Source organism: Streptomyces shenzhenensis (genome assembly GCF_021462265.1).
Lineage (GTDB): Bacteria > Actinomycetota > Actinomycetes > Streptomycetales > Streptomycetaceae > Streptomyces > Streptomyces shenzhenensis.
This window is the reverse complement of sequence record NZ_JAJONF010000020.1, coordinates 139,732-152,922: the sequence shown is the minus strand read 5'-3', so window position 1 is coordinate 152,922 and position 13,191 is coordinate 139,732. Positions and strand designations below refer to the sequence as shown.

Here is a 13,191-nt window from a genome sequence, read left to right as displayed (position 1 = left end):
TTGCGAGAAGTAGAAAGACAGATGTGGGGGCCGGCGGCCGTCAGCCGGTGAAGCGGGGGCCCAGCTCGTGGTAGTGCTCCACGGCCGGCGGGGCGGCGAAGAACGGGCCGACCAGGGCCCGCCAGCGCGCGAACCGCTCCGACTCGCGGAAGCCGACCGTGTGCGCCCGGACCGACTCCCAGCCGACGAGCAGCAGGAAGGTCCGCGGCCGCTCCGCGCAGCGCAGCAGCTCGGCCCAGCGGAACCCGTCCGCCTCGGCGAGCACCTCGCGGGCCTTGCCGAAGACCACCTCGAATTCCGCTTCCCGGCCTTCCTCGACGGTCAGCTCGGCATGCTCGACTACCACGGTGCGCTCCTCGGTTCGGGGTGGCATCGAGCCTGGTCGGCGGTAGGTGCAGGGTCAACGGATCGAGGCATCGACAAGGGGGACGTCATCCATCCCCGACGGCGATGGCGGCCCCGGCCGGCGCGGCCGCACACCGACGCGGGCCAATCGCGGTGCGCGGGCGATGGCAGGCATCGTGAACGGCCATTTCCGCCGGCCGAGCGCGCTGCCTAGCGTCGAGGGCGAGCCCCCATCCGTACGAGGAGAGCCGCCCGTGCCCGAACCTTCCCCCTTCCACGCCGGACCCTTCGCGCTCGGCACCTTCCAGGGCGGCGCGGCCGCCTTCCCCGGCCTGGTCGCCGGCGCCCGGGTCCGTGACCTCTCCGGTCAGGTGGCCTCGGTACGCGCGCTGGTCGAGAACTGGGACACCTGGCTGCCCCGGCTGCACGAACTGGCCGCGGCCGGCGACGGCGCCTGGCACGACCTGGCGGACCTGCGGGTCCTGACGCCGATCGAACCCGGCCAGATCCTGCAGAGCGGCGCCAACTACCGCAAGCACGTGGTCGATCTGGTCGCCGCCGAGAAGCAGAGCGTGCACGGCGCCACCCCTGCCGAGGCCCGCGCCGACGCCGAGAAGATGATGGACGAGCGGATCCGCGACGGCGTCCCGTACATCTTCCTCGGCTCACCGCGCGCGCTGTGCGGGCCGTACGACGACATCGTGCTGCCCGCGCTCGGCGAGCAGCACGACTGGGAGCTCGAACTCGCCCTGGTCATCGGCAGGCCGGGGAAGAACATCCCCGCCGCGGAGGCGATGTCGTACGTCGCCGGGTACACGATCAGCAACGACCTCACCACCCGGGACCGGCTGTACCGGCCGGACCTGAAGGCCATCGGCACGGACTGGTTCACCGCCAAGAACGCCGACACCTTCCTGCCGACCGGGCCGTTCCTGGTCCCGGCCCGGTTCGTCGGCGATCCGGGGGACCTGCGGATCACGCTGCGGCACAACGGGGTGGTCCGGCAGGACGAGTCCACCAAGGACATGATCTTCGACATTCCCCGGCTGATCGCCTACGCCTCCACGACCACCACCCTGCGCCCCGGCGACCTGCTGCTGACCGGCTCCCCGGCCGGCAACGGCGCGCACTGGGGGGTCTTCCTGCAGCCCGGAGACGTGATCGACGCGGAGATCACCGGCCTCGGCCACCAGCGCAACACCGTCAGGAGCCACGCATGAGCTTCCAGCCCATCACCCATCTGCGCCACGTCGACCTGGCCGTACCTGACTTCGCCACCCAGCGTGCCTTCTACGGCACCACCTGGGGCCTGACCGAGGTCGCGAACGACAGCGGCATCGCGTTCTTCGCCGCCGAGGGCAGCCCCGAGCAGTACATCGTGCGCATCCGTGAGGACGAGCGCAAGCGGATGGACCTGGTCGCCTTCGGCGCGGTGTCACCGGCGGCGGTGGACGAACTGGCGGCGCGGCTGGGGCGGGCGGGGGTGCAGATCATCCACGAGCCGCGGGCGCTGGACACCCCCGGCGGCGGGTACGGGCTGCGCTTCTTCGACCCCGACGGGCGGGTGGTGGAGGTCTCGGCCGACGTGGCCACCCGCACCCACCGCAAGATCGAGGAACGCGAGGCCGTCCCCGTGCGGCTCTCGCACTGTGTGGTCAACTCCCAGGACCCGCAGGGACTGCGCGACTTCTACGTCCGCCACCTGGGCTTCCGGCTCACCGACACCCTGTACTCCACACACATGGGTGACCTCATGTACTTCCTGCGGTGCAGTCCGCTGCATCACTCCTTCGCCATCGCGCGCGGGCCCCATGTGTCGCTGCACCACGCCTCGTTCGAGATGCGTGGGGTGGAGGAGTACATGCGCGGCACCGGCCGCGCCCTGCGCGCCGGAACCCGGCTCACCTGGGGCCCGGGGCGCCACCTGGCGGGCGACAACACCTTCTCCTACTTCCACGACCCGCATGGCAACACGGTCGAGTACACCACCGAACTCGCCGTCCTCGAAGAGGACCTGTGGCACCCCGGCCGGCACGACGTGGACGACCCGATCACCCAGGACCAGTGGGGCACCGCCGACCCGATGAGCGAGTCGGTCGCCAAGGAGCAGTTCAACGATCCCGACGTGCTCTTCGAAGCGCCCCCGGTCTGACCCCCATCCTCCTCAGAAAGGCCGCAGTCGTGGCAGAGATCCTGAAGCACGCCGTACCCAGGTCCGAGGTGGCCGCCTCCCTCGACCAGGTGCGCCGGACGGTCGCCGAAGTCATCGCGGACATCCGTGAGCGGGGTGACGCGGCCGTCCGCGAGTACTCCGAGAAGTTCGACAAGTGGAGCCCCGACTCCTTCCGGCTGAGCGACGAGGAGGTCGAGGAGATCGTCGCCTCGGTGCCCCGGCAGGTCATCGACGACATCACGTTCGTCCAGGAGCAGGTCCGCACCTTCGCCCGCCACCAGCTGGACTCGATGGGCGAGTTCGAGGTGGAGACGCTGCCGGGCGTACGGCTCGGCCAGAAGCACCTCCCGGTGCAGGCGGCCGGCGCCTACATCCCGGGCGGCCGCTACCCCCTCACCGCCTCCGCCCACATGACCATCGTCACCGCCAAGGTCGCGGGCGTGCCCCGCGTGGTCGCCTGCACCCCTCCCATCCGCGGCGAGATCCCCGCCGCCACCGTCGCCGCCATGCACCTCGCCGGCGCCGACGAGATCTGGCTGCTCGGCGGCGTCCAGGCAGTGGCCGCGATGGCGGTGGGCACCGGCACCATGGAGCCGGTCAACCTGATCGCGGGCCCCGGCAACGCCTATGTCGCCGAGGCCAAGCGCCAGCTGTTCGGCGAGATCGGCATCGACCTGTTCGCCGGACCGACCGAGATCCTGGTCCTCGCCGACGGCCAGGCCGACCCGTTCGTCTGCGCGGTCGACCTGCTCTCCCAGGCCGAGCACGGCCCGGACTCCCCGGCGGTCCTCATCACCACCTCCCGCGAGATCGCCGAGAAGACCGTCGCCGAGGTCGAGCGCATCCTCCCCGCCATGCCCACCCGCGACTACGCCGAGCCCGCCTGGCGCAACCACGGCCAGGTGCACGTCGTCGGCTCGGTCGACGAACTGTACGAACTCGCCGACACGTTCGCCTTCGAACACGTCGAGGTGCTCACCGCCGAGCCGCGCCTCGCGCTGGAACGGATGACCCAGTACGGCGCCCTGTTCCTCGGCGCGGGCACCTGCGTGTCGTTCGGCGACAAGGTCATCGGCACCAACCATGTGCTGCCCACACGTGGTGCCGCCCGCTACACCGGTGGCCTGTGGGTCGGGAAGTACCTCAAGACGGTGACCTACCAGGAGGTCACCGACACCGCCTCGCAGGCCCTGCTCGGGCGGCTGTGCGGGCGCGCCTCCCGCGTCGAGCTGTTCGAGGGCCACGCCCGGTCGGGTGACGTACGGGCCGCGAAGGCCGCAGGTGACGCGCTGCCGTGGAACGAGGCGTGAACCTGGACGGCCGTACGGCCCTGGTCACCGGCGGAGGAGGGCCGCTCGGCCGGGCCTTCGGGCTGGCGCTCGCCGAGGCCGGCGCCCGGGTGATCCTCGTCGGGCGGAACGAGCAGGCCCTCGCGCGGGCGGCGGCCGAGGTCGGCGAAGCCGCCCGCCCGGCGGTCTGCGACGTCTCCGAGCCCGCCGCCGTGCACGCACTGGCCGCCGGGCTCGCCGACGAGGACGTGTCGTTGCTCGTCAACAACGCCGGCGTCGCGGGGCCGGTGCGCCCCCTCGTCGACATCGAACCCGACGAGTGGGAGGACGTGTTCGCCGCCAACGTACGCGGCGTCTATCTCATGTGCCGGGCCTTCCTGCCGCCCATGCTCGCCGCCGGACGGGGCGACATCGTCAACGTCGCCTCGGTCAGCGGCAAACGCCCGCTGCTCAACCGCACGCCGTACACCGCCTCCAAGATGGCGGTGATCGGCCTCACCCGGACCCTGGCGGGCGAGGCCGGCCCGCACGGGGTCGCGGTCAACTCCCTCTCCCCGGGCCCGGTCCGGGGACCCCGCATGGACCGCAACTTCCGGCTCACCGCCGAACTCACCGGCTGCACCGTCGAGGAGGCGGAACGCGAGTTCGCCTCCCGGGCCGCGCTCGGCCGGCTGGTCGAGGAGGACGAGGTCGCGCGGGCACTCGTCGCCATGCTGGCGATGCCCGGACTGTGCGGGGCGGACATCGACCTGTCGGCGGGGATGATCGCACCGGCGTAGGTCACCCGCGGGGACACGGTGTGGTGGACGGCGAGGTGGACGGCGAGCGGGCCGTCCGCCTCGCCGTCGTGCGTGCCGCACAGAGGCCTGTGACCACTCTGTGTGAGCGCCATGAAGCGGGCCGCCCGATCGAAGGCATCGGGTTCCGGGATGCGTGTGTGCGCTGCCTGTCCCGGTTTTCCCGGGGCTGATTCACTGCCATCCGCACACCCCAGGTGCCTTGGTCGCCTTGGTTCCGACGAACGACTCGTGACCCTGTGTGACGGCGCACCCCACCCGTGGAAAGGCCTTCAATGACGCTGACATCCCGACGCTCGTTCCTGATCGCCGGATCCGCCACCGCGGCGGCCGTGCTCGTTCCGGTCGCCGCCGACACCGCCACCGCCGCGCCGAAGACGTCGGGCGGGACGATCTCCGTCGCCGCCGGGGAGACTCGTGAACTCGCCGAGACCACCCGGCTGAGCCAGTTGACCATCGGCGACGGCGGCAAGATCGTCGCCCCGGACGGGTACGACATCAGCCTCACCGTCGACGGCGTGGAAACCGGCCAGTTGCTCACCGCGACCGGCGGCACCGCGACCCTCGTCCAGGCCGGCACCTACCGCGGTGACGTCGTCCTCACGGTCGCCGAGTCCAACGACGTCACCTACCAGACGCTGACCTTCCCCTTCCGCCAGGCCCTGTACGTCGGCTCCGACGGCGTCGACCCGGCGAAGTCCGTGCTGTCCGCCGTACGCGGCGGCAAGGTCACCTACCTCGCCGCCCGCAACGTGTCGATCTCCTCCACCGGCGAGTGCTTCAACGGCGTGTACGTCGAGAGCGGCAGCTACACCCTCCAGAACCCCACCATCACCCTCGACGGCAACGGCCGTTCGGACTTCGCCGGGTACGGCGCGGCCGTGGTCGGCGACGGCTCGGCGACCAGGCTGGTCGTGGACGGCGCCCGGATCAGCAACAAGGGCGTGGTCCGCACCACCGTCATCGCCGACGGCGGTGCCAACGTCCTGGTCAAGGACTCCTTCCTGCGCGCCCGCAACGGCGTCCTGCCCGCCGGCTACCAGGCCACCGTCGAGACCCCCTACATGGAGTCGGTGCCCTGGATGCTGGGCCTGGACGGCAACGTCCGCGCCACCAACCTGATCGGCGAGAACAGCGTCGCCACCTACCTCAACTCGACGGTGTTCTCGGAGACCTGGGGCGCGCTGTCGGTGGAGGGCGGCAGCGGGCTGAAGCTGACCGCGATCAACAGCCATGTCGGCAACACCGGCGACTACGGCTACGGCACCTACGCCATCGGCGACGCCACCGTCCGCGTGCTCGGATGCCGCTTCGACGTCGGCTCCTACGCGACGATCATCGCCGGTCCCGCCGCCGTCGTGCACTACGGCGACAGCACCCGCGAGGCGGTCGCCGCGCTCAACACCGAGCTGGAACTCGGCCTGTCCAACGCGGAGTTGCGGGGCATCCCGGAGCGCAGCACGGTGGTCGGCTCCGGCCGCTTCGGCTACATGTTCTTCGGTGCCGGTCGCCTCACCCTGGACGGCGGCACTGTGATCAACTCGGAGCGGGCCACCTTCCTCAACAAGGGCCAGCAGACCGCCATCTCGGTCGACGGGTCCAAGGGCGCCAGGCTCAACCCGCGGGACGGCGTCATCCTGCAGATGATCGAGCTGGACGACCCGGGTCCGGTCAACGTCAACGGCAAGATGATGAATGTCGGCGTCTACACCGAGCCGACCACCGACCCCACGAAGGACTCCTCCTTCGACGTCACCGCCGCCCACCCCACCGACGGCGCCGCCACCTTCAGCTCCATCCGGCTGAAGGGCGACTTCTACAACGGCATGCGGAGCGGCAAGAACATGGTCCTCACCTTCGAGGACGCCGGCGTCGAGGGCGTCATCTCGGCGACCAGGGCCAAGCACCGGGTCTCCTCGATCGACTCGTCCGCCTTCTACGAGCTGGGCATCGTCACCAACACCGTGCAGGCCGCCGTCAACAACGGCGTGGTGGTCGAGCTGAGCAGCGGCTCGACCTGGACGGTCACCGGGACCTCGCACCTGACCAGCCTCACCCTCGCGACCGACGCGGCCGTGCGGGCACCGCGCGGCAGGACCGTGAAGCTGACGGTCGACGGCACCGAGACCGCGATCACCGCCGGCTCCACCTACACGGGCGCCCTCACCCTCACCGTGGCGTGACGTCCGGCGCCGTGCGCTGACACCCGGCGGCCACGTGCGACACGACCGGGGGCACGGCCCCCCGCCAGGGGCCGCGCTCTCGGCCGTGTCCGGCGGCACGAGCTCCCGTAAGCTGGCCGGATGTTCAGCCCCGAAGGCCCGAGCCTGCGTGAACTCGCCGTCCAGGCGCTGTCCTCGGTCGAACGCGGCTACGACCTGCTGGCCCCGAAGTTCGACCACACCCCCTTCCGGACCCCGGACTCGATCCTCGAGGCGGTAGCGAAGGCGCTCACCCCGCTCGGCCCCTTCGCGGACGGGCTCGACCTGTGCTGCGGGACCGGCGCCGGCACCGAGGTGCTGGCCCAGGTGTGCCGGCACAGGGTCACCGGGGTCGACTTCAGCGCCGGCATGCTGGAGGTCGCCCGCCGCCAGGCCCCGTCCGGGGGCCCGGACGTCGCGTATGTGCGCGGCGACGCCCGGGCCCTGCCGTTCGGGTCCGCCTTCGACCTGGTCGTCAGCTTCGGGGCGTTCGGACACTTCCTGCCCCGGGAACTGCCCGGCCTCTTCGGCCAGGTGTACGCGGTGCTGCGGCCGGGCGGCACCTTCGCCTTCCCGGTGCTCGCGCCGCCGCGGCCCACCAGCCCCGGATTCTGGCTGCTGCTGGGCTTCGACGCCGTGATGCGGGTGCGCAACGCCCTGTGGCGGCCGCCGTTCGTCATGTACTACCGGGCCCTGCGACTCGGCTCCGTGCTGGGCGAGCTGGAGCGGGCGGGGTTCTCGGTGGACCTCCGCCCGCTGCCCGAGTTCGGCCGCCGCGACGACGGCAGTCCGCGCGCCCGGCTGGTGGTGGCCCGACGGGGTCAGTCCGACGCGGGCATCGTGAACTCGTAGACCGGCGCGTCCCGCTGGACGTCCGCCACCAGGCCGGCGATCTCCAGCGGGCGCGCGTACCGGCCGTGCACCCGGCGGGGCACCCGGACCGCGGCCGCGTCGGCGAGGGGAGGCCCGGTTCCGCGACCTCGGTCAGGGCCACCGCCGAGAACGAGGTCACGGCGGTGCGCAGGGCGTGTCCGCCGGGGGAGGCGGACACGTGGCGGTGCACCAGGGCCGGCCGGAAGGGCGGCAGGCGGGTTCCGCCGAAACCGTGCGGGCCTCACAGACTCGCGTACACGGCTTCGACCAGGGCCGTCTTGCGAGGGTCGTCCGCGATCCGCGGTCCCATGCGGTTCATGACGTAACCGAGGGAGACTCCCGCTTCCGGATCGGCCAGCCCGCAGGAGCCGCCGAACCCATCGTGCCCGACGGCGCGCGCGTTCGGCCCGTACGAGCCGTTCGGCCCGCTCAGCCACAGTCCCAGCCCGATCTCCGTCTCGTGCTCGAAACCCGCCCCCAGCACCAGGTCACGGCAGCTGCCCTGGCCCTCCCGCACCCGCTCGGCCGCCTCGGGCGACAGCACCCGCAGGCCGCCGTACTCGCCCCGGCCCGCGAACACGCCGTACAGCGCGGCGACCGCCCGGGCCGTGCCGTGCCCGTTGGCCGCCGGGATCTCGGCCGCCCGCCACTCGGGCGTGTTCGCCGCGCTCGCGCCCACGCCCGGGTTGGCCAGGGCGGCGACCGCGGCGGGCGCCATCTGGCTGAAGATCGCGGCCTGTTCGCTGTCCGACACGACCCGCGGATGCGTCAGCTCGGCCGCCCGGCCCGCTTCCTTCTCCGGCAGCCCGATGGTGAAGTCGATCCCCAGCGGCCCGGTGACCTCCCGCTCCAGGAACGCCCCCGGCAGCAGCCCCGACACCCGTCGCACCACCTCGCCGACCAGGAAGCCGTAGGTCAGCGCGTGATACCCGGACCTGGTCCCCGGTTCCCACCAGGGCTCGGTCGCCGCCAGTCGCGCGGTCGTCAGTTCCCAGTCGTACAGGTCCTGGAGCGAGTGCGGCTCGCGCAGCCCGGACAGCCCGGCCCGGTGCGAGAGCAGATGGCGGACCAGGACCCGCTCCTTGCCCGCCGCCGCGAACTCGGGCCAGTGATCCGCCACCGGTGCGTCGAGGTCGAGCAGCCCCCGGTCGGCCAGGATGTGCGCGCACAGGGCCACCGGGCCCTTGGTGGTGGACCAGACGTTGACCAGTGTGTCGCGCTCCCACGGCCGGCTGCGCGCCGGATCCGCCCAGCCGCCCCACAGGTCCACCACGGTCTCGCCGCCGACCGTCACCGCGACGGCCGCGCCCAGTTCCCCCCGGTCCCGGAAGTTCTCCTCGAACGCCTCCCGCACGGCCGCGAAGCGCGGTTCGCAGTGGCCGTGGACCTGCGGCTGTGGTTCGTGCTCGGACATGCGCCCTCCGTCGTACGCCGGAAAACCCGGACCGCGACGCTGCGGCCCGAGCGCTCCGAACGTACCGACTGGTCGGACTGGAGGGAAGGCCGGAGTGCGACCTCTTCGCTCCGGCACCGGGATGGTCGCGTAGCACGGAGCCGAGGGCCACTGCGCACCTTCGGGGCCTTGCCGATGCTTCTTGGCCACCGGTATGCGCATCCGGTTCCGCCTCGGCCGAGTCTCGCCACAGCCGCGCCGCTTCTTCGGCGGCATTCGGCGCCAATGCCCAAAGCCCCACGTCGCCGAGACGATTCCCAAGACTGTCAAAGGCGGTGGCGAAATCGGAATCGTGGAGCCGCTCGCCGATGGGCACCGCTTCCGCGCGCCGCCCCACCTCTGCCGCGCCGTACCCATCCGCGGATCCAGCCGTCCCGCTCCGGCATCTTCCTCAGGGGGCATGACGGCCATGGAGACGCACCTCAGCGCCGTGAGCCGCCCTGAGCCGCCCAGGGTTTCGCAGAGTCCGATTTCGCTGATTCGGGCGGATGACGGGGTCGAGAACAAGGGCCGATAATTCAATGCGCCGGCGTACGCCCGGAGTAAAAGAGCGCCGCGAGAAAGAGCGGTCGCGCTCGTTCGGTAATTGCGTCTTTCTTTCGAAGAGGAACGCCCGCGAGTGGTGCGGACGTGGTTCGTCCCAGGTGTTCGAAAGGTGCCGGGCGTGTGTCAACTGGCGTGCTGTTCCGGTGGTGTTGGTGACTCTGGTCGGCGACCGCCTGTTGTGTCCCCGTGCGGCCATGCGCCCGGTCCGGCGCGGTCGGTCACCTTATAGGGTTATTGCCCGATTTGCCGGGGTGGAAATAACGTGGTCATGACCATCTTTCCGTTTCCTCTGGATAGTCGGAAATGCCGCTTGTCATGCACACGGACGTACAGGAGGCCCCTGTGACCCTCACCGCCCACGAACTCTTCGACTGGTCGCCCGAAGCCGTCGTCTTCGACTGCGACGGCACCTTGATGGACAGCGAACGCCACTGGCAGGAAGCCCGCATTCGGGCCTTCCGGGAGTACGGGCTCCAGCCGCCGCGCGGGTTCGCGGAGCAGGCCACGGGCCTGCACTACGAGGACTGCGGCCGGCTCATGGCACGGTCGGTGCGCAAGCCCGAACTCGCGGAGGGCCTGACGGCCGCGCTTCTCGACCACTTCCTGGCGCTCGTCACCGACGACCCGGTGACGATGCCCGGCGCGGCCCAACTGGTCCGTCTGCTCTCCGTCCGGCTGCCGCTGGCGGTGGCCAGCAACTGCCCGAGGGTGGTGGTGGAAGGCAGCCTGGAACGGGCCGGACTGCGTGCTCACTTCCAGCACATCGTCGTGCCTGACGTCGGGGACGGTGTGCGTCCCAAACCGCACCCGGACGTCTACGCCGTGGCGGCCCGGCTGTGCGGTGTCCGCCCGCACCGGGCGCTGGCCGTCGAGGACTCCCTGACCGGTGTGCAAGCGGCCCGCGGTGCCGGACTGCGGGTACTGGGTGTCGGCCCCCGCCCGCAGGGCGACAGCGAGATCCGGGCCGACCTGTGGTTACCGGCGCTGCACACACCCGAACTGCTGGACTGGGCCGGCTCCTGGGACATCCGCAGGCCGCTGCCGGAGCCCTAGTCCCTCTGCCCGCCATGGGTGGTGACGACCGGCGGCCCGTGCGGCGCCGGGTCGCTCCAGGACTCCGGGTACCCGCTCGCGGAAGGTGGGGCGGCAGCCGCGTGCGGGACGGACCGGGCGCCGCACCCGTACGCGGACCACCGCCCGCCGGCCGTCGACCGGGACGTCGGCCACCGTCCGCGGGCGGACGGACCTGCGGATGCGGGCGTCGACGCTCTCGGTCACGTTCCCCGCAGCCTGCCCCGCCGGCCCCCGCAATGACCGGTGCAAGAGGCCACAGGGGCCGGGAAAGCGCAACTTCGACAGGGCCCGCGGGGGCGGCTACCTTCACGTGGTCTTCGGCGGTCGCCCACGGTCGCGCAGGAGTTCCTTCCGGCTGAGCCGCCTCGGGAATCCTCGCCCCCGTGCGTGAGCCACCGGACCGGGTCCACACCAGGCAGCCCCGACCAGGGAGCGACGCATGCCCCATCTCGCGCTGTACACGTTCGGCGTCCTGAAGTCACCTCTCGCCGATCCCGCACCGCGCACGCGTGAGTTCTACGACATCGGTGAGGCCGTCTACCGGAAGATCAGTCAGCACCCCGGATACCTCGCGCGTGCCGAAACGGCGGGCGGCGACCGCGGCATGCTCTTCGAGGCGGACTGGGGTGCATGGGGAGAGTTCGCCGTACCGGCCTGGTACGGCAAGGGCCGTACGGTGGAGACCACCGCCCTGGCCGCGACCCTCTCCCTCTGGACCGGTCTGCGCCCCGCCTTCGACGCCGTCCACACCGGCTTGCACCGTGCGGCGCTGAACAGGCGTTACGACTGGTTCGAGAGGACAGGGCGCCCGAACCACGTGTGCTGGTGGCTCTCCGACGGCGTGATACCCACCTGGCAGGACGGGGTTTCCAGGCTGGAAGACCTCCACGACCACGGCTCCGCGCCGCACGCCTTCACCTTCCACCACTCGTTCGCCCCGGACGGAACTCCGACCAGGATCAAAGACATCGCGCCGAAGAGCGACCAGGTCCGCTGACAGGGAAGCCCGAACCGCCGGGTTCGCTGTCAGACGCCTTGATCCGATAACGGCGAAGGGACGCGAACCGCTCGGCGGCCCCGAGCGTGTCCGTCCCGGCCGCCTCCTCAGACGTACGAACGCAGCCAGCGCACCTTCGCCGCCTCGTGGTACGGGCCGCCGCCCTCGTGGTCGTTGTAGTCGTACACCTCGATCGTCTTGTCCTGGTGCGCCCAGGAGTTGAAGGCGGCGAAGACCGTGGACGGCGGGCAGGTCTGGTCCTCCAGGCCCGCCGAGAACAGCGCCGGGGCCCGGCCGCGCGCCGCGAAGTGCACACCGTCGAAGTAGGAGAGAGTCCGCTGCACGTCGGCGGACCGGCCGCGGTGGGTCTTGAGGAACAGGCCGATCTCCCGGTACGGGTGACGGTCCGTCAGGGTGGTGGCGCGCGGGAAGTCGCACAGGAACGGCACGTCCGGAGCGACCGCGGCCAGGTCCGGGACCAGACCGCCGACCGCGACGGTGATCCCGCCGCCCTGGCTGGCGCCGAGCGCCACGGTCCGCGTCGCGTCGGCCAACGGGTGCGAACGGGCCGCCTCCACGGCCCGCACCGCGTCCGTGAACACCCGCCGGTAGTAGTAGTTCTCCGGCGCGTCGATGCCCCGCGTCATGAATCCGGGGTACGCCGGCGCGCCGCCCACCGGGTCGGCGGTGCCGCCTCCGCCGCCCCACACGCTGCCCTGTCCGCGGGTGTCCATGGTGAAGTGCGCCCGTCCCGTCGACGCCCAGAGCAGGTTCTCGTGCGCCAGTCCGCGCCCGCCGCCGTACCCCACGAACTCCACGACGAGCGGCAGCGGTTCGGTGGCGCCGGCCGGCAGCCGCAGCCAGCCCTTGACCGGGTGGCCGCCGAACCCGGCGAATGTCACGTCGTACACGTCCACCGTGGACAGCCTGGTGTCGACCGGCTCGAAGCGGGCGTCGAGATCGTGCTCGCGGGCCTCCTGGAGGGTCTTGGACCAGAAGGCGTCGAAGTCGTCGGGCGCCACCGACGTACTGCGGTGCTCCCGAAGCTCGTCGAGGGGAAGGTCGAACAGGGCCATCTACAGCCGCCTTGGTGAAGGGAAGGTGCGGATGATCACACCGTACGTGGGTGGTCCGACGAATCGCCAGACCTCTGCATCGACCGAGCCCGCGACGAGCCCCTGCCGACAGCCGTCGATCCGCTGGTCAGGGGTGCCGGGCCGCGCGTCGTGGACGGAGTGCCGACGTTCCCGGGCGGCGGGGTGGCCCCGGCCGGTGATCGGGTCACCGCGGCCGGAACGGCGGGTGACGAGCCCGAGGCCCGTACGGGCGTCTCCGCGGCGGACGGTTCGTCCCCGGCCTCGTCGACACCCACCGCCTGCCCGGTACGGACGACGACGGCGGGCGGGCGCGTGCCGGTCGAGGCGGACGGCCCCCTCCTGCCAG

Annotated in this window: 11 protein-coding genes and 1 pseudogene; 8 read left to right on the top strand and 4 right to left on the bottom strand. The window is 71.6% G+C overall.

Annotated elements, in window-relative coordinates; genetic code table 11:
• Positions 1 to 40: 40 nt before the first annotated feature.
• Positions 41 to 346 carry an antibiotic biosynthesis monooxygenase family protein gene (locus LQ326_RS25325; protein ID WP_234539991.1) on the bottom strand — a complete coding sequence of 102 codons (306 nt, stop codon included), beginning with the start codon at positions 344 to 346 and terminating at the stop codon, positions 41 to 43.
• Positions 347 to 599: 253 nt separating this feature from the next.
• Here LQ326_RS25325 and LQ326_RS25320 point away from each other — a divergent pair, with 253 nt between their 5' ends.
• From LQ326_RS25320 to LQ326_RS25295, 6 genes are all read left to right on the top strand, one after another.
• Complete coding sequence (locus LQ326_RS25320; RefSeq protein ID WP_234539989.1) at positions 600 to 1,565, top strand: fumarylacetoacetate hydrolase family protein; 966 nt, start codon at positions 600 to 602, stop codon at positions 1,563 to 1,565.
• Positions 1,562 to 2,497: a VOC family protein gene (locus LQ326_RS25315; protein WP_234539987.1), complete on the top strand. Its 936-nt coding sequence runs from the start codon at positions 1,562 to 1,564 to the stop codon at positions 2,495 to 2,497. Before LQ326_RS25320 ends, LQ326_RS25315 begins: the two co-directional genes overlap by 4 nt.
• A gap of 29 nt (positions 2,498 to 2,526) precedes the next feature.
• Positions 2,527 to 3,828, top strand: coding sequence for a histidinol dehydrogenase (hisD, locus tag LQ326_RS25310; RefSeq protein WP_234539985.1), 1,302 nt, complete (start codon positions 2,527 to 2,529; stop codon positions 3,826 to 3,828).
• Positions 3,813 to 4,586, top strand: a complete 774-nt coding sequence (locus LQ326_RS25305; RefSeq protein WP_234539982.1) for an SDR family NAD(P)-dependent oxidoreductase — start codon at positions 3,813 to 3,815, stop codon at positions 4,584 to 4,586. The genes hisD and LQ326_RS25305 overlap by 16 nt, the downstream gene beginning before the upstream one ends.
• A gap of 293 nt (positions 4,587 to 4,879) precedes the next feature.
• Positions 4,880 to 6,787, top strand: a complete 1,908-nt coding sequence (locus LQ326_RS25300; protein ID WP_234539980.1) for a hypothetical protein — start codon at positions 4,880 to 4,882, stop codon at positions 6,785 to 6,787.
• 120 nt (positions 6,788 to 6,907) lie between these two features.
• Positions 6,908 to 7,657, top strand: a complete 750-nt coding sequence (locus LQ326_RS25295) for a class I SAM-dependent methyltransferase (protein WP_234539978.1) — start codon at positions 6,908 to 6,910, stop codon at positions 7,655 to 7,657.
• On the opposite strand, the pseudogene LQ326_RS25290 reads toward LQ326_RS25295, so the two are convergent.
• Both LQ326_RS25290 and LQ326_RS25285 read right to left on the bottom strand, forming a co-directional pair.
• Positions 7,627 to 7,892: pseudogene (locus LQ326_RS25290) on the bottom strand (GntR family transcriptional regulator); the annotation flags it as partial. The gene LQ326_RS25295 and the pseudogene LQ326_RS25290 overlap by 31 nt on opposite strands.
• 27 nt (positions 7,893 to 7,919) lie before the next feature.
• Positions 7,920 to 9,092 carry a serine hydrolase domain-containing protein gene (locus tag LQ326_RS25285; RefSeq protein WP_234539977.1) on the bottom strand — a complete coding sequence of 391 codons (1,173 nt, stop codon included), beginning with the start codon at positions 9,090 to 9,092 and terminating at the stop codon, positions 7,920 to 7,922.
• A gap of 927 nt (positions 9,093 to 10,019) precedes the next feature.
• Between LQ326_RS25285 and LQ326_RS25280 the strand changes: the two genes are divergently transcribed.
• The gene (locus LQ326_RS25280) at positions 10,020 to 10,730 is read left to right on the top strand and encodes an HAD family hydrolase (protein WP_234539975.1); all 711 of its coding nucleotides are present in this window, start codon (positions 10,020 to 10,022) and stop codon (positions 10,728 to 10,730) included.
• Positions 10,731 to 11,190: 460 nt separating this feature from the next.
• A complete protein-coding gene (locus tag LQ326_RS25275) occupies positions 11,191 to 11,748 on the top strand; it encodes a DUF3291 domain-containing protein (protein ID WP_234539973.1) in 558 nt (185 codons plus the stop codon).
• A gap of 107 nt (positions 11,749 to 11,855) precedes the next feature.
• Here the strand turns inward: LQ326_RS25275 and LQ326_RS25270 are convergent, their stop codons facing one another.
• Entirely contained in the window at positions 11,856 to 12,824 is a 969-nt protein-coding gene (locus LQ326_RS25270; RefSeq protein WP_234539972.1) for an acetylxylan esterase, read from the bottom strand.
• Positions 12,825 to 13,191 lie beyond the last annotated feature (367 nt).